The following is a 19,991-nucleotide window of genomic DNA, read 5'->3' on the forward strand; positions in this document are numbered from 1 at the left end:
AGTCCGGGGCCTGGCCCCGGGGCGGCCGTCGGGTGAAGAGTGTGTGACCCACCTGTGATCTTGGTCCCGCCCCACCTGCCCGTTTCTGCTCACCTGGGCCGTTCCCCGTACGATAGGAGGAAGCCGAGGCATGTCCATTGCCCGGCGGGTGGACCGGTAGTAGCAGGCGGAACGGGCGGCGGCGATCGACAGGGATCGCAAGTGCGCGTCACGCAGCCGGGCGCCGCAACCCACGATTCCGGGAGAATCCGCAAGGCATGCCCACGCGCAACGACATCCGTAACGTCGCCATCGTCGCCCACGTCGACCACGGCAAGACCACCCTGGTCGACGCCATGCTGAAGCAGGCCGGCGCCTTCGCCGCCCACCAGCAGCTCGACGACCGCATGATGGACTCGAACGACCTGGAGCGCGAGAAGGGCATCACCATTCTCGCGAAGAACACCGCGGTCAAGTACCACCCGAAGGATGGTGGCGCGCCGATCACCATCAACATCATCGACACCCCGGGCCACGCCGACTTCGGTGGTGAGGTCGAGCGCGGTCTGTCGATGGTGGACGCGGTCGTCCTGCTGGTCGACGCCTCCGAGGGCCCGCTGCCGCAGACCCGCTTCGTGCTGCGCAAGGCGCTCACGGCCCGCCTGCCCGTCATCCTCTGCATCAACAAGACGGACCGCCCGGACTCCCGGATCGACGAGGTCATCAACGAGACCTACGACCTGTTCCTGGACCTGGACGCGGACGAGGACCAGATCGAGTTCCCGATCGTCTACGCCTGTGCCCGTGACGGCGTCGCCTCGCTGACCAAGCCGGAGAACGGCACCGTCCCGGCGGACTCCACCAGCCTGGAGCCGTTCTTCTCCACTCTGCTGGAGCACGTCCCGGCGCCGAGCTACGACGCGGACGCGCCGCTGCAGGCCCACGTGACCAACCTGGACGCCGACAACTTCCTCGGCCGCATCGCGCTGCTCCGCGTCGAGCAGGGCGAGCTGCGCAAGGGCCAGACCGTGGCCTGGATCAAGCGCGACGGCAGCATCTCGAACGTCCGCATCTCCGAGCTGCTGATGACCGAGGCGCTCACCCGCAAGCCGGCCGAGGTGGCGGGCCCCGGTGACATCTGCGCCGTCGCCGGCATCTCCGAGATCATGATCGGCGAGACCCTGGCCGACCCGGAGAACCCGATCGCGCTGCCGCTGATCACGGTGGACGAGCCGGCCATCTCGATGACCATCGGCACCAACACCTCGCCGCTGGTCGGCCGTGGCGGCAGCGGCAAGGGCGCGGACGCCAAGTCCGGCGCCAAGGTGGACCGCAAGGTCACCGCCCGCCAGGTGAAGGACCGCCTGGACCGCGAGCTGATCGGTAACGTCTCGCTGCGCGTGCTGGAGACCGAGCGGCCGGACGCCTGGGAGGTGCAGGGCCGCGGTGAGCTGGCGCTGGCCATCCTGATCGAGACGATGCGCCGGGAAGGCTTCGAGCTGACCGTCGGCAAGCCCCAGGTGGTCACCAAGGAGGTCAACGGCAAGACCCACGAGCCGGTCGAGCGCCTCACGGTGGACGTCCCGGAGGAGCACATGGGCGCGGTCACGCAGCTCATGGGCATCCGCAAGGGCCGGATGGACAACATGTCCAACCACGGCTCGGGCTGGGTCCGGATGGAGTTCGTCGTCCCGTCCCGCGGTCTGATCGGCTTCCGGACCGAGTTCCTGACCAACACCCGCGGCACCGGCATCGCCCACTCGATCCACGAGGGCCACGAGCCGTGGTTCGGCCAGCTGACCACCCGCAACAACGGCTCCCTGGTCGCCGACCGGGCCGGCGTGGTGACCGCCTTCGCGATGACCAACCTGCAGGAGCGCGGCGTGCTCTTCTGCGAGCCGGGCACCGAGGTGTACGAGGGCATGATCGTCGGCGAGAACTCGCGCTCCGACGACATGGACGTCAACATCACCAAGGAGAAGAAGCTCACCAACATGCGTTCCTCGAACGCTGACGTGGCCGAGTCGATCGTCCCGCCGCGCAAGCTCTCGCTGGAGCAGTCGCTGGAGTTCTGCCGCGAGGACGAGTGCATCGAGGTGACCCCGGAGACGGTTCGCATCCGTAAGGTCGTCCTGGACCAGAAGGACCGCGGACGCACTGCTTCGCGCGCCAAGAAGGTCTGATCCGGTCGCTCCGAACGGCCATTGGCCGGAATGATTCGCCCCCCTTTCCAATGGAGAGGGGGGCGAACTTTTTCAACTACTCCAAGTTGCCAGGGCCGCTATTAACCGAATAACGCTCATCACACCGTGGTGTCCGCTGAGCGGACACCACGGTTCGTCATGCATGACGACTGTCCGTTTGGTACCTGTCTGGCTATGTCTCAAATGTCCGGTTTTCGAAACTTACCGACTGTTCATGTGACCTAATTGAGATCGTCACTGGTCACTTTCGTGTCCGTGCGTGACGGATAGTGGGTGCAGTCAGGCTCGGGTCAAGGGTGAACGCGCAGGGGTGCGCGCCGAAACCACGAGCGCGGACGGCACAGCGGGTCCGGTGAACAGCCGTTCCGCGGTGCTCTCCTCGTTGCAACGTCGAATTCAGGAGGCACACCGATGCGTGGTGGGAGCCAGGCCAAGTGGGTTGTCGCAGCTGTTGCGGTCGCCCTTGCCGCGACTGCTTGTAGCAGCAGCAGCGACTCCTCCAGCGGGGGCAGCTCCGATGGTGCGGTCAACGCCCAGGGCGTCTTCAGCTACCAGAGCGCCGAGCCGCAGCGTCCGCTGCAGCCGGCGAACGCCATGGAGAACCAGGGCGGCCGTATCGTCAAGCAGCTGTTCACGGGCCTCGTCGACTACGACCCCGCGACCGGTGCCCTGCGCAACCAGGTGGCCGACAAGATCGAGACCACCGACTCCAAGACCTACACCGTCACGCTGAAGTCCGGCTGGACCTTCCACGACGGCACCCCGGTCACCGCCTCGTCCTTCGTCAAGTCCTGGAACTGGTCGGCCAACCCGGCCAACAACCAGATCAACTCGGACTGGTTCTCGGACATCGTCGGCTACGACGCCGTCCACCCGGACAAGGACAAGGGCGCCCCGACGGCGAAGGAGATGTCGGGCCTCAAGGTCATCGACGACACTCACTTCACCATCGAACTGAGCGACACCGTCTCGTACTTCACGTACAAGCTCGGCTACTCGGCGTTCTTCCCGCTGCCCGAGGGCTTCTTCTCCGACCCGGAGGGCTACGGCCAGAAGCCGGTCGGCAACGGCCCCTACAAGTTCGTGTCGTGGGAGCACAACAAGGCCATCACCCTGGCCGCCTACGACAAGTACACGGGCACCAACAAGGCGAAGAACGGCGGCATCGTCTTCCGCGCCTACACCTCGCCCGAGGCCGCGTACAAGGACCTGATGTCCGACACGCTGGACGTGCTGGACCAGGTCGACTCGACCGACCTGCCGAAGTACAAGGACGACCTGGGCAAGCGCGCCGTCGACCAGGCGCAGGGTGCCATCCAGAACATCTCCTTCGCGCTGTACAACGCGGAGTGGACCGACCCGGCCAAGGCCAAGGTCCGCCAGGGTCTCTCGATGGCGATCGACCGCGACACCATCACCAAGACCGTGCTGAACAACAGCCGTCAGCCCGCCGACTCGTTCGTGGCGCCGGGCGTCATGGGCTACAAGGCCGGCACCTGTGGTGACGCCTGCAAGTACAACCCGGAGAAGGCCAAGCAGCTGATCACCGAGGGCGGCGGCGTCCCCGGTGGCAAGATCGGCATCATCTACAACTCCGACGGTGGCCACAAGGAGTGGGTGGACGCGGTCTGCAACTCGATCCGCCAGGCGACCGGCGTCGAGTGCCTCGGTGACCCGAAGCCCGACTTCAAGACCTCTCGTGACATCATCACGAAGAAGGCCGTCCCGAGCATGATGCGTACCGGCTGGGTGCAGGACTACCCGCTGAACGCCAACTTCCTGCGCGACGTCTACGGCACGGGTGCCGCGGCCAACGACGCCGGCTACTCGAGCGCCGAGTTCGACAAGCTGTCGCACGAGGCCGACGCCGCCACCTCGGTCGAGAAGACCGCGGACCTGTACCAGCAGGCCGAGGCCGTTCTGGCCAAGGACATGCCGGCGATCCCGCTCTGGTACTACAAGACGAACTCGGGCTACTCCAAGAAGGTCCAGAACGTCAAGTTCAACTCCTTCGGCGACCCGGTCTACACCGACGTCGAGGTCAAGAAGTAGTAATCGGTCGGCACCGCCTGACCCGGTGACAACGGCCGGTGCCCGTCCCATCCCCACAAGGGCGAGGACTGGCACCGGCCGTTGGCACGCCGACTTATCTCTGGCCGGGTTGACGGGCCCGGCAGAGTCATACATGGAGGCACGATGGGGCGCTTTGTCGCAAGGCGACTGCTCCAGATGATCCCGGTGTTCCTCGGAACGACCGCACTCATCTTTTTCATGGTGCACTTGCTGCCCGGTGACCCGCTGGCAGCGTTGTGGGGCGACAAGGCGCCGGACCCGGTGCAGCTCGCAGCCCTGAAGCACCAGCAGGGACTCGACCAGCCGCTGCTGCAGCAGTACCTCTCCTACATGGGGAACCTGCTCACCGGCGACTTCGGCACCTCCCTGGACGGACGTCCGGTGCTCGACAAGATCACCGATGCCCTGCCGGTCACGGTCCGGCTGGCGCTGTTCGCGTTCGCCATCGAGATCGTGGTCGGTATCGCCATCGGCCTGTTCTCCGGCCTGCGCCGCGGCAAGCTGTTCGACAAGGGCACCCTGGTCCTCACCCTGCTGCTGATCGCGATCCCGGTCCCGGTGCTCGGCTTCGTCGTCCAGACGGTCTTCGGGCAGAACCTCAAGTGGGTCACCCCGACCGTCCAGGACAGCAACGACATCACCCAGCTGGTGCTGCCGGCCGTCGTGCTCGGCTCGCTGTCGCTGGCCTACGTCGCGCGCCTCACCCGTACCTCCATAGCCGAGAACATCAAGGCCGACTACGTCCGCACCGCGGTGGCCAAGGGCCTGCCGCGACGCAAGGTCATCGGCACCCACCTGCTGCGCAACTCGATGATCCCGGTCGTCACCTACCTCGGCACCGACCTCGGCAACCTGATGGCCGGCGCGATCGTCACCGAGGGCATCTTCAACGTCCAGGGTGTCGGCCACGCGCTGTACCAAGCGATCAACATGAAGGAGGGCGCGACCGTCTCCGGCTTCGTCGCCTTCCTCGTGCTCGTGTACCTGGCCGCCGGCCTGATCGTCGACCTGCTTTACGCGGTCCTGGACCCGAGGATCCGGTATGCCTGATCTGACCGAGAAGAAGACCTCCGGGGACATCCCGGCGCAGCGCACCGCGGACGCCCCGGCGCCGAAGCAGGAGAAGGCCCGCAGCCTCGGCTCGGACGCCTGGCACGACCTGCGCCGCAAGCCGATCTTCGTGATCTCCGCGCTGCTCATCCTGCTGCTGGTCGTCATCGCGATCGCGCCGGGCCTGTTCACCTCGGTGGACCCGCGCGCCGGCGACCTGCGCAACCACTACCTGACGAAGCCGAACTACGGCAGCTTCTTCCAGGCCGACTGGTTCGGCTACGACCTCCAGGGCCGCAGCATCTACGCCCGCGTCATCTACGGTGCCCGCGCCTCGGTCGTGGTCGGCATCTGTGTCACCGCCGGTGTGACCATCCTCGGCGGAATCACGGGCATGCTCGCCGGTTACTTCGGCGGCTGGATCGACACGATCATCTCCCGGGTCACCGACATCTTCTTCGGCATCCCGCTGCTGCTCGGCGCCCTGGTGATCCTGAACGCCTTCACCGAGCGCACCATCTGGAGCGTGGTCTTCGCCCTGGTCGCCCTGGGCTGGACCCAGATGACCCGTGTCATGCGCGGCTCGGTCATCACGGTCAAGCAGGCCGACTTCGTGACCGCGGCCAAGGCGCTCGGCGCCGGCACCACCCGGATCCTGTTCAAGCACATCCTGCCGAACGCGATCGCCCCGGTGATCGTCGTCGCCACCATCGCGCTCGGCGGCTACATCGCCACCGAGGCGACGCTGAGCTTCCTCGGCATCGGTCTGCAGGACCCGACCATCTCCTGGGGCATCGACATCAACTCGGCCCAGAAGGTGATCCGGACGGCGCCGTTCGCGCTGTTCTTCCCCGCCGGCATGCTGAGCTTGACCGTGCTGGCCTTCATCATGCTCGGCGACGCGGTGCGCGACGCCCTCGACCCGAAGCTCCGCTGAGAGAAGAGGTGACGACCCGATGACCACCGTGATCGAGAACAACCAGAAGAACGATCGTCTCGAAGTCGGAACCCCGCTCCTCGAGGTCAAGGACCTCCACGTGGAGTTCCACACCCGGGACGGGATCGCCAAGGCCGTGAACGGCGTCAACTACTCCGTCGCGGCGGGCGAGACGCTCGCCGTGCTCGGTGAGTCCGGCTCCGGCAAGTCCGTGACGGCGCAGACCATCATGGGCATCCTGGACATGCCCCCGGGCAAGGTGACCCAGGGCCAGATCCTGTTCCGCGGCCAGGACATGCTCACGATGGGCAACGAGGAGCGCCGGAAGATCCGCGGCCAGAAGATCGCGATGATCTTCCAGGACGCGCTCTCCGCCCTCAACCCGGTGCTCAGCGTGGGCTACCAGCTCGGCGAGATGTTCCGGGTGCACCAGGGCGCCTCCAAGAAGGAGGCGAAGGAGAAGGCCATCGAGCTGATGGACCGGGTGCGCATCCCCGCCGCCCGGCAGCGGGTGAACGACTACCCGCACCAGTTCTCCGGCGGCATGCGCCAGCGCATCATGATCGCGATGGCGCTCTCCCTGCAGCCCGACCTGATCATCGCCGACGAGCCCACCACCGCCCTGGACGTCACCGTCCAGGCCCAGGTGATGGACCTGCTCGCCGAGCTGCAGGCCGAGTACAACATGGGCCTGATCCTGATCACCCACGACCTCGGCGTGGTCGCCGACGTCGCGGACAAGATCGCCGTGATGTACGCGGGCCGGATCGTGGAGACCGCCCCGGTGCACGAGCTGTACGCGAACCCCGCGCACCCGTACACCAAGGGCCTGCTCCGCTCCATCCCGCGCCTGGACCAGAAGGGCCAGGAGCTCTACGCGATCAAGGGCCTCCCCCCGAACCTGCTGAAGGTCCCGGCCGGCTGCGCGTTCAACCCCCGTTGCGACGTCGCCACCGACCTGTGCCGCACCGAGATCCCGGCGCTGCACCACGTGACCGACAAGGACGGCAAGGAGCTCACCGGCCGCCGCAGCGCGTGCCACCTTTGGAAGGAGACCCTCCATGGCTGAGAACATCCTGGAGGTCAAGGACCTGGTCAAGCACTACCCGCTGACCCAGGGCGTCCTGTTCAAGAAGCAGGTCGGCGCCGTCAAGGCCGTCGACGGCATCTCCTTCGAGCTGAAGAAGGGTGAGACGCTCGGCATCGTCGGCGAGTCCGGCTGTGGCAAGTCCACGCTGGCCAAGGTGCTGATGAACCTGGAGCGGGCCACCTCCGGCCAGGTCCTGTTCAAGGGCGAGGACATCTCCCAGCTGTCCGGCGCGGCGCTCAAGTCCGTCCGCCGCAACATCCAGATGGTGTTCCAGGACCCGTACACCTCGCTGAACCCGCGCATGACGGTCGGCGACATCATCGGTGAGCCGTTCGAGATCCACCCGGAGGTGGCGCCCAAGGGCGACCGCCGCAAGGCCGTCCAGGACCTGCTGGACGTCGTGGGTCTGAACCCGGAGTACATCAACCGGTACCCGCACCAGTTCTCCGGCGGCCAGCGCCAGCGCATCGGCATCGCCCGCGGCCTCGCGCTCAAGCCCGAGATCATCATCTGCGACGAGCCGGTGTCCGCCCTGGACGTGTCCGTCCAGGCGCAGGTGATCAACCTGCTGGAGCAGCTGCAGAGCGAGTTCGAGCTGTCGTACATGTTCATCGCGCACGACCTCTCCATCGTCCGGCACATCTCCGACCGCGTCGGCGTGATGTACCTGGGCAAGATGGTCGAGATCGGCAGCGACGAGGAGATCTACGACAACGCCACCCACCCGTACACCCAGGCGCTGCTCTCCGCGGTGCCGGTGCCGGACCCGGCGGCGCGCGAGTCCCGCGACCGGATCATCCTCAGCGGTGACATCCCCTCGCCGGCCAACCCGCCGTCCGGCTGCCGCTTCCGCACCCGCTGCTGGAAGGCGGAGGACCGCTGCGCCGAGGAGATCCCGCTGCTCGCGGTGCCCACGGTGCTGAAGGGCGCGGCCGCGCACGACTCGGCCTGCCACTTCCCCGAGGTCCGGGTGCAGGCCGCGGCCTGACCCCCGCTCTCCCCGGAAGGGCCCGTGGCTTCCCGCCACGGGCCCTTCCGTCGTTGTGCTGATACGAGGAGACGCTGCGTCGATGCGGCGCCTCGTCAACTCGGCAGGGGGGTCACGGCACCCATCCGGGTGCACCCGACTCGCGCCGTCGCCGGGGCGCGCTTCTCATGGGGTGTGATGCGACACACACCTTGAGGAGGGACCTCCATGCCCGTAGCCGCCCGCGCTCGTTGGGTCCTCGCCGTTGCGACGTCCGTGGCCCTGGTGGCCACCGGGTGCAGCAGCAGCGGCGGAGGAGGCAGCAGCTCGTCGGACGCCAGCAAGACCTTCAGCTACCAGAGCAGCGAGCCGCAGAACGCGCTGCAGCCCGCCAACGCGAACGAGGTCGGCGGTGGTCGCATCATCCAGAACCTCTTCAAGGGGCTGGTCGACTACGACCCCACCAACGCCAAGATCCGGATGCAGGTCGCCGACAAGATCGAGACCAGCGACTCGCAGACCTTCGCCATCACGCTGAAGGACGGCTGGAAGTTCCACGACGGTACCCCGGTGCACGCCAAGAACTTCGTCGACGCCTGGAACTGGGGCGCCAACCCCGCGAGCAACCAGATCAACAGCTCCTGGTTCTCCGACATCGAGGGCTACCAGGACATCCACCCGGCCACCGGCAAGCCGACCGTCGACAAGATGTCCGGCCTGACCGTCACCGACGACCTGCACTTCACCGTGAAGCTGAGCCACAAGGTCTCGTACTTCGAGTACAAGCTCGGCTACATCGCCTTCTCACCGCTGCCGGACGGCTTCTTCAAGGACCCGGCCGGGTACGGGCAGAAGCCGGTGGGCAACGGCGCCTACCAGTTCGTCAGCTGGGCGCACAACAGCCAGGTGGTCACCAAGGCCTTCCCGGACTACCAGGGCGTGGACAAGCCGAAGAACGGCGGCATCGTCTTCAAGATGTACACCACGGCCGAGGCCGCCTACGCGGACCTGCAGTCCAGCAACCTGGACGTGATGGACCAGGTGCCGCCGTCCGCGCTGGCGACGTACAAGAACGACCTCGGCGACCGGGCGGTGGACGCCCCGCAGGGCGCCATCCAGAACATCGGCTTCACGCTCTACCAGGCCGACTGGGCCGCGCCGGACAAGGCCAAGGTGCGCCAGGGCCTGTCGATGGCGATCGACCGCGACGTCATCACCAAGACGGTGCTGCAGGGCTCCCGCAAGCCGGCCACCGCCTGGGTGGCCGAGGGCGTCGAGGGCTACAAGGACGGCGCCTGCGGGGACTTCTGCAAGTTCGACCCGGCCAAGGCCAAGCAGCTGATCCAGGACGGCGGCGGCGTCCCCGGCAACAAGCTGCTGATCACCTACAACGCGGACGGCGGCCACAAGGAGTGGGTCGACGCGGTCTGCAACTCGATCCGGCAGAGCACCGGCGTCGACTGCCTGGGTGACCCGAAGCCCGACTTCAAGACCGCGCGGGCGGCGATCACCGGGCACCAGATCAACGGCGCCTTCCGCACCGGCTGGGTGCAGGACTATCCGCTGAACGCCAACTTCCTGTCGGACGTCTACCGCACCGGCGCCGCCTCCAACGACTTCGGCTACAGCAGCCCGCAGTTCGACGAGGCCGCCACCAAGGCCGACGAGGCCCCCAGCGTCGCCGACACGGTGACCGGCTACCAGCAGGCCGAGGCCGTGCTGCCGAGCGGCATGCCGGCGATCCCGCTCTGGTACTACCGCACCAACTCGGGCTACTCCTCCAAGGTGCAGAACGTGAAGTTCGACTCCTTCGGCAACCCGGCCTGGACCCAGGTCGAGGTCAAGGGCTGATCCCCGGGCCCTGATCCCCAGCGCCGGCCCCGCCCTCCCCGCACGGAGGGCGGGGCGCGGTCTCCCGGCCGGCCGGCCCGGCCGGTCGGGCACCTAGGAAGGAGGCTCGGATGGGCAGTTACGTGCTGCGGCGGGTGCTGCAGATGATCCCGGTGTTCTTCGGCACCACGCTGCTGATCTTCGTGATGGTCTACTCGCTGCCCGGTGACCCGGTGACGGCGCTGTTCGGCGACAAGGCCGCGGACCCGGCCGTGGTGGCCAGCATCAAGCACACGTACTACCTGGACCAGCCGATCTGGAAGCAGTACCTGCACTACATGGGGAACCTCTTCCAGGGGGACTTCGGCACCAGCTTCACCGGCCGCCCGGTCTCCGACATCATGGCGGACGCCTTCCCGGTGACCATCCGGCTCGCGCTGATGGCGTTCGTCTTCGAGATGGTCCTGGGCCTGGCCCTCGGCGTGCTCTCCGGGCTCAAGCGCGGCAGCATCGCGGACACCCTGGTGCTGATCCTGACCCTCGTGGTGATCTCGATCCCGGTCTTCGTGCTCGCCTACATCGCCCAGACGGTGTTCGCCACCAACCTCGGCTGGGTCACCCCGACCGTGCAGGACAGCTACGACCTCACCCAGCTCGTCCTGCCGGCCACCGTCCTGGGCTCGCTCTCGCTCGCGTACGTCGCCCGGCTCACCCGGACGTCCATCGGCGAGAACCTGCGGGCCGACTACATCCGCACCGCGGTCGCCAAGGGGCTGCCCCGGCGGACCATCATCTCCCGTCACCTGCTGCGCAACTCGCTGATCCCGGTGGTCACCTTCCTCGGGACCGACCTGGGCGCGCTGATGGGCGGGGCGATCGTCACCGAGGGCATCTTCAACGTACAGGGGATCGGCAACGTCCTGTACCGGGCGATCAACCAGAAGGAAGGCCCGACCGTGGTCGGCATCGTGACCGTCCTGGTGATCGTCTACCTGGTCGCCAGCCTGCTCGTAGACCTGCTCTACGCGGTCCTGGACCCGAGGATCCGCTATGCCTGACATCCACGACGAGGACTCGTACGAACCGCACCCCAAGCCGGGCGTCTCGCACCTCGACTACGCGGGCGAGCAGGGCATGGCGGTCGAGCAGGAGACCCTGGTCGAACGCGACCCGGTGAAGCGGGAGGAGGCCCGCAGCCTCTGGGGCGACGCCTGGCGCGACCTGCGCGGGCGGCCGATCTTCCTGATCTCCGCGGTGCTGATCCTGCTGCTGGTCGTGATGGCGATCTTCCCCTGGGCCTTCACCGACACCGACCCGCGCAAGGCCGACCTGGTCAACGACTACCTCAGGCGGCCGAACTGGGGCGACGTGTTCGGGGGCGGCTGGTTCGGCTACGACGCCCAGGGCCGGTCCATCTACGCCCGGGTGATCTACGGCGCCCGGGCCTCGATCACCGTCGGCATCTTCGTGACCGCCGCGGTGACCGTGCTCGGCGGGCTGACCGGGATGGTCGCCGGGTACTTCGGCGGCGCCGTGGACGCGGTGGTCTCCCGGATCACCGACATCTTCTTCGGCATCCCGCTGCTGCTCGGCGCCCTGGTGCTGCTGAACGCCTTCGCCACCCGCACGGTGTGGAGCGTGGTCATCGCGCTCGGCGTGCTCGGCTGGACCCAGATCGCCCGCGTGATGCGCGGAGCGGTGCTGACCGTCAAGCAGGCCGACTTCGTGGTGGCGGGCCGGGCACTCGGCGCCGGCACGGGCCGGCTGATGTTCCGGCACATCCTGCCGAACGCTATCGCCCCGGTGATCGTGGTGGCGACCATCGCGCTCGGCGGTTACATCGCCACCGAGGCGACGCTGAGCTTCCTCGGCATCGGCTTGCAGGACCCGACCATCTCCTGGGGCATCGACATCTCCTCCGCCCAGAAGGTGATCCGGACGGCGCCCTATGTGCTGTTCTTCCCGGCCGCGGCACTCTCCGTCACCGTGCTGGCCTTCATCATGCTGGGCGACGCGGTGCGCGACGCCCTCGACCCGAAGCTTCGCTGAGCGAGGGGAGCGCAACGTGAACACAGCGGTGGACACCGCCAAGCGGGAGCGGGAGGCGCCGTACGAGGGGCCGCTGCTCGACGTGCGGGACCTGCACGTCGAGTTCGTCACCCGGGACGGCGTGGCCAAGGCCGTGAACGGCGTCGACTACTCGGTGTCGGCGGGCGAGACGCTCGCCGTGCTGGGGGAGTCCGGCTCCGGTAAGTCGGTGACGGCCCAGGCGATCATGGGCATCCTGGACATGCCGCCGGCCCGGATCCCGCGCGGCGAGATCCGCTTCCGGGGCCGGGACATGCTCACGATGGGCAAGGAGGAGCGCCGGAAGATCCGCGGCCAGAAGATCGCGATGATCTTCCAGGACGCGCTCTCCGCCCTCAATCCGGTGCTCAGCGTGGGCTACCAGCTGGGCGAGATGTTCCGGGCCCACCGGGGGGTCTCCCGGGCGGAGGCCCGGGAGAAGGCCGTCGAGCTGATGGAGCGGGTGCGCATCCCGGCGGCCAAGCAGCGGGTGAACGACTACCCGCACCAGTTCTCCGGCGGCATGCGCCAGCGCATCATGATCGCGATGGCGCTGGCCCTGGAACCGGACCTGATCATCGCGGACGAGCCCACCACCGCCCTGGACGTCACCGTCCAGGCCCAGGTGATGGACCTGCTCGCCGAGCTGCAGGCCGAGTACAACATGGGGCTCATCCTGATCACCCACGACCTCGGCGTGGTCGCCGACGTCGCGGACAAGATCGCGGTGATGTACGCGGGCCGGATCGTGGAGACCGCCCCGGTGCACGAGCTGTACGCGCGCCCGGCCCACCCGTACACCCGGGGCCTGCTGGACTCGATCCCCCGCCTGGACCAGAAGGGCCAGGAGCTCTACGCGATCAAGGGCCTGCCGCCCAACCTGCTGCGGATCCCCCCGGGCTGCGCCTTCAACCCGCGCTGCCCGCGCGCGCAGGACGTCTGCCGGGCCGAGGTGCCGGACCTGTTCCCGGTCACCGAGGAGGACGGGACGCCGCTGGAGGGACGCGGCAGCGCCTGCTTCTTCTGGAAGGAGACCCTCCATGACCGCTAACGGGGCCAGCGCACTGGGCGCGGCGGTGCCCGAGGAGGCCGCCTTCACGCAGGAGGTGCCGCGCGGCGAGCCGATCCTCGAAGTCCGGGACCTGATCAAGCACTTCCCGCTGACCCAGGGCGTCCTGTTCAAGAAGCGGGTCGGCGCGGTCAAGGCGGTCGACGGGGTCAGCTTCGACCTGATGCAGGGTGAGACGCTCGGCATCGTCGGCGAGTCCGGCTGCGGGAAGTCCACGCTGGCCAAGGTGCTGATGAACCTGGAGCCGGCCACCGGGGGCTCGGTCCGGTACAAGGGCGAGGAGATCTCCCGGCTGTCCGGCGCGGCGCTCAAGGCCGTCCGGCGCAACATCCAGATGGTGTTCCAGGACCCGTACACCTCGCTGAACCCGCGCATGACGGTCGGCGACATCATCGGCGAGCCGTACGAGATCCACCCCGAGGTGGCGCCCAAGGGCGACCGCCGCAAGGCTGTGCAGGACCTGCTGGACGTGGTCGGGCTCAACCCGGAGTACATCAACCGGTACCCGCACCAGTTCTCCGGCGGCCAGCGCCAGCGCATCGGCATCGCCCGCGGTCTCGCGCTCAAGCCCGAGATCATCATCTGCGACGAGCCGGTGTCGGCGCTGGACGTCTCGGTGCAGGCGCAGGTGATCAACCTGCTGGAGCAGCTGCAAGGCGAGTTCAACCTGTCGTACATGTTCATCGCCCACGACCTCTCCATCGTCCGGCACATCTCCGACCGGGTCGGCGTGATGTACCTCGGGAAGATGGTCGAAGTCGGCAGCGACGCGGAGATCTACGACCACGCCACCCACCCGTACACCCAGGCGCTGCTCTCCGCGGTGCCGGTGCCGGACCCGGCGGCGCGCGAGTCCCGCGACCGGATCGTGCTCACCGGGGACGTGCCCTCGCCGGCCAACCCGCCCTCCGGCTGCCGCTTCCGCACCCGCTGCTGGAAGGCGCAGCAGCGGTGCGAGGTGGAGGTGCCGCTGCTCGCCGCGCCGTCCTGGCTGGACGGGGCGGCCTCGCACGACTCGGCGTGTCACTTCGCGGCGGAGCGCGAGATCGGGCAGGCCGGGCAGAGCGGGCAGGCCGGGGAGAGCGGGCAGGGCGGTACGGAGTAGCCGGTCGGCGGTCTCCAGGGCGCGTCCCCGCGATGGGGGCGCGCCCTCGCCGTTCGTCCCGTGATGGAAAAGAGATCTCCTGCGGGCTCGCCAAGTCCGGCCCTGTCCTTGATAGTTGCTCTGCACCCATCGATGGTCGCTGCTGTGCTGAGGAGGGCTGCTCACATGGACGCGGTGGAGGTGGTCGGCGGCGGACGGGCGAGCCTGGCGCCCGGGACGCCGTTGCTGGAGGTCGAGGACCTGCATGTGGAGTTCCACACCAGGGACGGCGTGGCGAAGGCCGTCAACGGGGTGAGCTACGCGGTGTCGGCGGGCGAGACGCTGGCGGTGCTGGGGGAGTCCGGCTCCGGCAAGTCGGTGACGGCGCAGGCGATCATGGGCATCCTGGACATGCCGCCGGGGCGGATCACCGCGGGGCGGGTGCTGTTCCGGGGCGAGGACCTGCTGACCATGAGCGCCAACGCCCGGCGGGCCGTCCGGGGCCGGCGGATCGCGATGATCTTCCAGGACGCGCTGTCCGCGCTCAACCCGGTGCTCAGCGTGGGCTACCAGCTGGGCGAGATGTTCCGGGTCCACCACGGGGTCACCCGCAAGGAGGCCCGGGAGAAGGCCGTCGAGCTGATGGAGCGGGTGCGCATCCCGGCGGCCAGGCAGCGGGTCGGCGACTTCCCGCACCAGTTCTCGGGCGGTATGCGCCAGCGCATCATGATCGCGATGGCGCTCTCGCTGGAGCCGGACCTGATCATCGCGGACGAGCCCACCACCGCCCTGGACGTGACGGTGCAGGCCCAGGTGATGGACCTGCTGGCCGAGCTGCAGGCCGAGTTCAACATGGGGCTGATCCTGATCACCCATGACCTCGGCGTGGTCGCTGACGTCGCGGACAAGATCGCCGTGATGTACGCGGGCCGGATCGTGGAGACCGCCCCGGTGCACGAGCTGTACGCGCGCCCGGCCCACCCGTACACCCGGGGCCTGCTGGACTCCATCCCGCGGCTGGACCAGAAGGGCCAGGACCTGCACGCGATCAAGGGGCTGCCGCCCAACCTGCTGCGGATCCCGGAGGGCTGCGCCTTCAACCCGCGCTGCGAGCGGGCGCGGGACCGCTGCCTGGCCGAACTGCCGTCGCTGGTACCGGTGGTGGGCGAGCACGGGGAGGAGCTGGTGGGCCGTCGCAGCGCCTGCCACTACTGGCACGAGACGCTGCACGGCTGAGCCCGCCCGGCGGTTTTCGCCGGCCGCCCCCGCCGGCGCCCGCTACTTCAGGAAGCCGACGTTCTCCCAGACGATGTCGGACAGGCCCTGCGCGCCGATGTTGGCGAGGTCGGCGCGGGCGCCGTACAGCTGCGGGCGCTGGTAGAGCGGCAGGACGCCGGCCACCTTCCAGAGCTCGCCGTCGGCCTGGTTGGTGGCCTCGGTGGCCGTGGCGGCGTCGCCCGCGGCGGCGGCCCGGTCGAGCGCGGCGTCGACCGCCGGGCTGCCCGCGCCGACGTGGTTGGTGCCGCCGTTCTGGACGAAGTTGGCGCGGTTGCCGCTGGCCGGAAAGGGCGTGCCGAGCAGCGAGTAGGCGGTGATGTCGAAGTCGTTGCGGTTGACGTACTTGTCGAAGAACTCGTTGACGGGGGCGGTCACCGTACTGACCTTGATCCCGACGTCCTTGAGCATCCTGGTGGTGTTCGCGGCCTCGTTCTGGGCCTGGGTGACACCGGCCGGGATGACCATGCGCAGGTTCAGCTCGTGGCCGTCCTTCCTGCGCACGTCGCCGTCGAGCTTCCAGCCGGCCGCGTCCAGCTTGCGGGCGGCCTCGGCGGGGTCGTAGCGGGCCAGGCCGAGGGAGTTGTCGCGGTAGCCGTTCTGGTTGGCGACCAGCAGGTGGTTGTTGAGCGGGACGGCCGGCCAGTCCAGGCCGTTGAGGTCGGAGCGGATGACGGTGTCCCGGTTGATCGCCTGGAACACGGCCTGGCGCACGGTCGCGTCGCTCAGCGCGGGGGTGCGGGCGTTCAGGGTGATCTGGCGGAAGTCCGGGCCGCCGGCCCGGCGCACCACGGCGCCCTTGGTGGTCCGGATGGTCTGGTAACCGGCCACGTCGGGGCCGTTGTTGACCAGGTCGAGCTGGCCCTTGGCGAAGGCGGCGGCCATCGCGTCGGGGAGCATCGCGCGGAAGACGATCCGGTCCAGCATCGGCTTGTCGCCCCACCACGCGGGGTCGGCGACCAGGGTGACGGTCTGCGCGGCGCGGTCCAGCTGCTCGACCTTGAACGGGCCGGCGGTGACCGGGATCGCGTCCAGGTAGGCGGTGTTGAACAGCTCGGGGGTGGCGATCCGGCCGGCCGGCAGCAGTGGGGCGTTGCCGGCGCCGTTGAACATCGACTGCCACTCGGAGAACGGCCGGTCGAAGGTCATCACGGCCTGGAAGTCGTCCTTGCCGCGCTCGACGGAGGAGACCTGCTCGAAGCCGGAGGTGCTGGACGCCTTGTAGGCCGGGTCCTTGCCGTTCAGGGCCCGCCAGTTGGCCTCGATGTCGCGCCAGGTGATCGGGGTGCCGTCGGACCAGTGCGCCTTCGGGTTGAGCGTCCAGGTGACCACCTGCTTGCCGTCCCTGAGGTCGGCGTGGGCGTCCTGCAGGTAGGCGGGGTTGACGGTCTGGGTGCCCGCCGCGTCCGAGCGGAAGAAGGTCGGCAGCAGCGGCTTGGTGACGGCGATGGTCGAGGACTCGCTGCCGTCGGTCTGGATCGGCGACCACTGGCGGGAGAACTGGGTGATCGCCAGGTTCAGGGTGCCGCCCTGGCGCAGCCGGCCGCGCTCCTGCGGGTTGGTGTCGACCGAGGTCAGCTTGGGCGTCGCGGGGGAGGACGGCAGGCCGTCGGCGCCGTCGCCGCCGCCCTGCCCGGAGGCGCAGGAACAGAGCGCGAGCGAGAGGGTGAGGGCGGTGAGGCCGGCGAGCAGGGCCGTCCCGTGGTGCTGGAGGCGGCGGCCCATCGGCGTGCTCCCGGAGGTGGATGTGACGGTAGGTGTGGCGTCACATCTTGCTGACCGGGGGGTGGAGTTGTCGAGGGGCGGGACCGGATGCGGCCCCGCCCCCCGACGGAAGGCGGTACGTCAGACGGCGAACTTGAAGGTGCGGTCCTTGTCGCCGGTCTTGTCGAAGACCGAGGCGATGCCGTCCGCGACGTCCTGCGGGGTGATCGCGACGAGCTGGCCGTTCTTCTTGAACTTCACCTTGTCGAACACGTTGCCCAGCTGGCCGGAGAGCGCGTCGAGGTCCCACTTGGGCACGATCTTGCCGGAGGCGTCCGGGACGAGCGTGAGCGCCTTGGCGGCGGTCTTGCCGCCGAAGTCCCAGGACTTGGCGCCGGCCACGACGTGCACCTTGCCGGCGGCCACCTGCTTGCCGAGGCTGTCGGCGGCGGCCTGCAGGGCCTGGGCCGAGACCTTCGGCTGGGCGGCCGTGACGGCGAGGGCGACCGGCTGGTCGGGCTTGCCGGCCGCACGGTCGCGGTAGGCCTGCTCGACCACGTCCAGGGCGCTCCCCGAGTCCACCGCCTGGCCGGCCCGGCCGGGGACGACGATCGGCTCGCCGTTGGGCTCGCCGAACTTGACGTAACCCTCCTGCAGGCCCTGGCCCGAGCCGGCCGCGAGCGAGTCGAGGGCGGCCTTCAGCTTGGCCCGGTCGACCTTGACCTCCGGCGCGACGGCCTTGGTGCCGCCCTGGAGCGACTTGATGACGTCGACCGGGTTGTAGCTGTGCTGGGCCAGGCCGTCCACGGTGGCGGTGGTGTCGAAGCCCAGCCCGGCGACCGTCGGGTCGAGGTCCACCGTCTGGTCGCCGATCTTCAGCTTGAGCGGCTGCTGGCCGGCCTTGCCGACCGACTCGTCCAGCGAGTGGATCGCCTGGTCACGGCTGTTGCCGCCGATGTCGGTGCCGAGCACCACGGTGCCCTTGGGCACGTCGGACTGGTTGAGCATCAGGCCGGTGCCGTACGCGGCGGCGCCGAGGAACAGCACCCCGCCGACGGCGTACACGGCCAGCTTGACGACCTTCTTGCCGCCGCCGCCGCCCTTGGTCTTGGCCTTTCCCTTGCCCTTGGCCTTGCCGGACGCGGGCTCGGCCTTGGCGGGCGCCGGGGTAGGCGTCGGGGTGGGCACGCGCTGGGCGCCCTGTCCGGCCTCGGGCCCGGAGCCGGGGGCCGGCAGCGGGGTGACCGCGGTGGCCTCGGGGTCGGGGCCGGGCTGCTGGGGGCGGCCGGGCTGCGGGCCCGCGCCGGGGGCGCCCGGGAAGAGCCCGCCGGGGCCCGTCGGGGCGGTGGGGCCGTCCTGGCCGGGGCCGGCCGGGCGCTGGGTGGCGAACGGGTCGGCGCCGGTCGGCGCCGAGGCGAACAGGCCCGGCTGCGGACGACCGTCGGCACCGTGCGTGGCGCCGTTGCGGGGCCGGCCGGATATTCCGGCGGGCGGCGGGGTGTTCTCGCGGATCGGCGCGAAGCCGTCGACGGAGGTGTCCTCCGGGTTCGGCCCGCCGGCCGGCACGCCCTGCGGGAGCGGGCCGTTCGGGTGGCCGTTCGGCTGGAAGCCGTTCTGCGGGCCGTTCTGCTGCGGGCCGCCCTGACGGGGGCCGTTCTGCTGCGGCCGGTTTTGCCTCGCGCCGTTCTGCTGCGCGCCGTTCTGCTGGGGACGACCGCCGCGCGGGCCGCGGGTGCCGGCGTCGGGGCCCGGCGTCGGGGCCGGGGCGAACGGGTCGGCGACGGGCGCGAAGGGGTCGGCGGCCTCGTAGACGCCGGGCTCCTCGGTCGGGGCCTCGGCGCGGCGCGGCGCGGCGGGAGCCGCCTGGGCGCCCGGGTTGGGCGCCTTGCCCTGGGCGGGCACCGGGCGGCCGTTCGGGACGCCGTTGGCGCGGGCGGCGGCGCCGCCCTGACGGGCACCCTGCGGCCGGGGCTCGGCGGCGGCACCGGTCGCGGCCGGGGCGCTCGGGGCACCGGCCGGCACGGCGGCCGGGGCGGGCTCGGCGGCCTTCTTCTGCCGCGGCCGGAACCAGGCGCCGGTGGACTCGGACTCCGAGGTCGCCGGCGGGATCGCCGGGATCTCCCACTCCGGCGGCAGGTCGGGCGGGGTGGCCGTGCCGCCGCCGCCCTCCATCACGCCGAGGACCGGCGAGGCCGGCGCCGAACGGTGGCGCGGGTTGCCCTGCTCGGGGGTGGCGGACGGGGCCTCGTCGGCCGTGCCGTCCTCGTTCTTGACGGTGCTGCGGACGACGACCGGCGGGATCGGACGCGAGCCGGGGATGTTGATCCGGACCCGGGTGGTCAAGGTGGTCTCGGTCTTCGGACCGTCGTCCTCGCCGCCCGACGCGGCGCCCTGTCCGGCACCGGCCGCGGCCCGGTCGCCGCCGGGGAGCCCGGGCGTGCCGTAGGGCGGCGTGCCCGACGGGTAGGCGTCCGGACCCGTGCGCCGGGGCGTCGGGTGGGCGTTGTCAGATTCGCGGCTGCTCAATGCTGCTCTGCTCCGGGTTCGCGGGCGGGCCGTGAGGCGCGACCGCGGTTCGTGGTCGCCGGGCCCGGCTGGGGCGGGCGGCGGTCGGGTACGGCGTTCTGCGGGACCACCATACTGGGAAGAACTGAGCGGTGAA

The 19,991-nt window shown here is 69.5% G+C and carries 14 protein-coding genes; 12 read left to right on the forward strand and 2 right to left on the reverse strand.

All coding sequences use genetic code 11. From position 1 onward, the window contains the following. The first annotated feature begins 257 nt into the window (after window positions 1-257). The 12 genes from typA (at window position 258) to IE332_RS10835 (ending at window position 15,586) form a co-directional block, all read left to right on the forward strand. Entirely contained in the window at window positions 258-2,162 is a 1,905-nt protein-coding gene (gene typA / locus IE332_RS10780) for a translational GTPase TypA (RefSeq protein WP_189915567.1), read from the forward strand. A 432-nt stretch (window positions 2,163-2,594) separates the two neighbouring features. Beyond that, window positions 2,595-4,235, forward strand: coding sequence for a peptide ABC transporter substrate-binding protein (locus IE332_RS10785; RefSeq protein WP_189915568.1), 1,641 nt, complete (start codon window positions 2,595-2,597; stop codon window positions 4,233-4,235). A gap of 144 nt (window positions 4,236-4,379) precedes the next feature. After that, window positions 4,380-5,306, forward strand: coding sequence for an ABC transporter permease (locus tag IE332_RS10790; protein WP_189915569.1), 927 nt, complete (start codon window positions 4,380-4,382; stop codon window positions 5,304-5,306). After that, the gene (locus IE332_RS10795; RefSeq protein ID WP_189915570.1) at window positions 5,299-6,243 is read left to right on the forward strand and encodes an ABC transporter permease; all 945 of its coding nucleotides are present in this window, start codon (window positions 5,299-5,301) and stop codon (window positions 6,241-6,243) included. Before IE332_RS10790 ends, IE332_RS10795 begins: the two co-directional genes overlap by 8 nt. A gap of 19 nt (window positions 6,244-6,262) precedes the next feature. Beyond that, window positions 6,263-7,312: an ABC transporter ATP-binding protein gene (locus IE332_RS10800; protein WP_189915571.1), complete on the forward strand. Its 1,050-nt coding sequence runs from the start codon at window positions 6,263-6,265 to the stop codon at window positions 7,310-7,312. Continuing rightward, window positions 7,305-8,321, forward strand: coding sequence for an ABC transporter ATP-binding protein (locus tag IE332_RS10805; protein WP_189915572.1), 1,017 nt, complete (start codon window positions 7,305-7,307; stop codon window positions 8,319-8,321). The genes IE332_RS10800 and IE332_RS10805 overlap by 8 nt, the downstream gene beginning before the upstream one ends. Window positions 8,322-8,528: 207 nt before the next feature. Then, the gene (locus tag IE332_RS10810) at window positions 8,529-10,151 is read left to right on the forward strand and encodes a peptide ABC transporter substrate-binding protein (protein WP_189915573.1); all 1,623 of its coding nucleotides are present in this window, start codon (window positions 8,529-8,531) and stop codon (window positions 10,149-10,151) included. 110 nt (window positions 10,152-10,261) lie between these two features. Beyond that, window positions 10,262-11,188, forward strand: a complete 927-nt coding sequence (locus tag IE332_RS10815; RefSeq protein WP_189915574.1) for an ABC transporter permease — start codon at window positions 10,262-10,264, stop codon at window positions 11,186-11,188. A gap of 76 nt (window positions 11,189-11,264) precedes the next feature. Then, the gene (locus tag IE332_RS10820) at window positions 11,265-12,179 is read left to right on the forward strand and encodes an ABC transporter permease (RefSeq protein WP_229928543.1); all 915 of its coding nucleotides are present in this window, start codon (window positions 11,265-11,267) and stop codon (window positions 12,177-12,179) included. 16 nt (window positions 12,180-12,195) lie between these two features. Continuing rightward, entirely contained in the window at window positions 12,196-13,248 is a 1,053-nt protein-coding gene (locus IE332_RS10825; RefSeq protein WP_229928508.1) for an ABC transporter ATP-binding protein, read from the forward strand. Then, the gene (locus IE332_RS10830; protein ID WP_229928509.1) at window positions 13,238-14,371 is read left to right on the forward strand and encodes an ABC transporter ATP-binding protein; all 1,134 of its coding nucleotides are present in this window, start codon (window positions 13,238-13,240) and stop codon (window positions 14,369-14,371) included. Before IE332_RS10825 ends, IE332_RS10830 begins: the two co-directional genes overlap by 11 nt. A gap of 165 nt (window positions 14,372-14,536) precedes the next feature. Next, entirely contained in the window at window positions 14,537-15,586 is a 1,050-nt protein-coding gene (locus IE332_RS10835) for an ABC transporter ATP-binding protein (RefSeq protein WP_189915577.1), read from the forward strand. 42 nt (window positions 15,587-15,628) lie between these two features. Here the strand turns inward: IE332_RS10835 and IE332_RS10840 are convergent, their stop codons facing one another. Together IE332_RS10840 and IE332_RS10845 are read right to left on the reverse strand one after the other, a co-directional pair. Beyond that, window positions 15,629-17,350 carry an ABC transporter family substrate-binding protein gene (locus IE332_RS10840; RefSeq protein ID WP_189915578.1) on the reverse strand — a complete coding sequence of 574 codons (1,722 nt, stop codon included), beginning with the start codon at window positions 17,348-17,350 and terminating at the stop codon, window positions 15,629-15,631. Window positions 17,351-17,470: 120 nt separating this feature from the next. Beyond that, window positions 17,471-19,855, reverse strand: coding sequence for a hypothetical protein (locus IE332_RS10845; RefSeq protein WP_189915579.1), 2,385 nt, complete (start codon window positions 19,853-19,855; stop codon window positions 17,471-17,473). Window positions 19,856-19,991: the final 136 nt, after the last annotated feature.

The sequence above is a fragment of the Kitasatospora xanthocidica genome (assembly GCF_014656195.1).
Classification (GTDB): Bacteria; Actinomycetota; Actinomycetes; order Streptomycetales; family Streptomycetaceae; genus Kitasatospora; species Kitasatospora xanthocidica.

Coding starts and splice junctions, on each gene's coding strand:
- IE332_RS10840 (WP_189915578.1), bottom strand. CDS start 17,350: ATGGGCCGCCGCCTCCAGCACCACGGGACGGCCCTGCTCGCCGGCCTC.
- IE332_RS10835 (WP_189915577.1), top strand. CDS start 14,537: ATGGACGCGGTGGAGGTGGTCGGCGGCGGACGGGCGAGCCTGGCGCCC.
- IE332_RS10805 (WP_189915572.1), top strand. CDS start 7,305: ATGGCTGAGAACATCCTGGAGGTCAAGGACCTGGTCAAGCACTACCCG.
- IE332_RS10785 (WP_189915568.1), top strand. CDS start 2,595: ATGCGTGGTGGGAGCCAGGCCAAGTGGGTTGTCGCAGCTGTTGCGGTC.
- IE332_RS10815 (WP_189915574.1), top strand. CDS start 10,262: ATGGGCAGTTACGTGCTGCGGCGGGTGCTGCAGATGATCCCGGTGTTC.
- IE332_RS10830 (WP_229928509.1), top strand. CDS start 13,238: ATGACCGCTAACGGGGCCAGCGCACTGGGCGCGGCGGTGCCCGAGGAG.
- typA (WP_189915567.1), top strand. CDS start 258: ATGCCCACGCGCAACGACATCCGTAACGTCGCCATCGTCGCCCACGTC.
- IE332_RS10790 (WP_189915569.1), top strand. CDS start 4,380: ATGGGGCGCTTTGTCGCAAGGCGACTGCTCCAGATGATCCCGGTGTTC.
- IE332_RS10800 (WP_189915571.1), top strand. CDS start 6,263: ATGACCACCGTGATCGAGAACAACCAGAAGAACGATCGTCTCGAAGTC.
- IE332_RS10820 (WP_229928543.1), top strand. CDS start 11,265: ATGGCGGTCGAGCAGGAGACCCTGGTCGAACGCGACCCGGTGAAGCGG.
- IE332_RS10795 (WP_189915570.1), top strand. CDS start 5,299: ATGCCTGATCTGACCGAGAAGAAGACCTCCGGGGACATCCCGGCGCAG.
- IE332_RS10810 (WP_189915573.1), top strand. CDS start 8,529: ATGCCCGTAGCCGCCCGCGCTCGTTGGGTCCTCGCCGTTGCGACGTCC.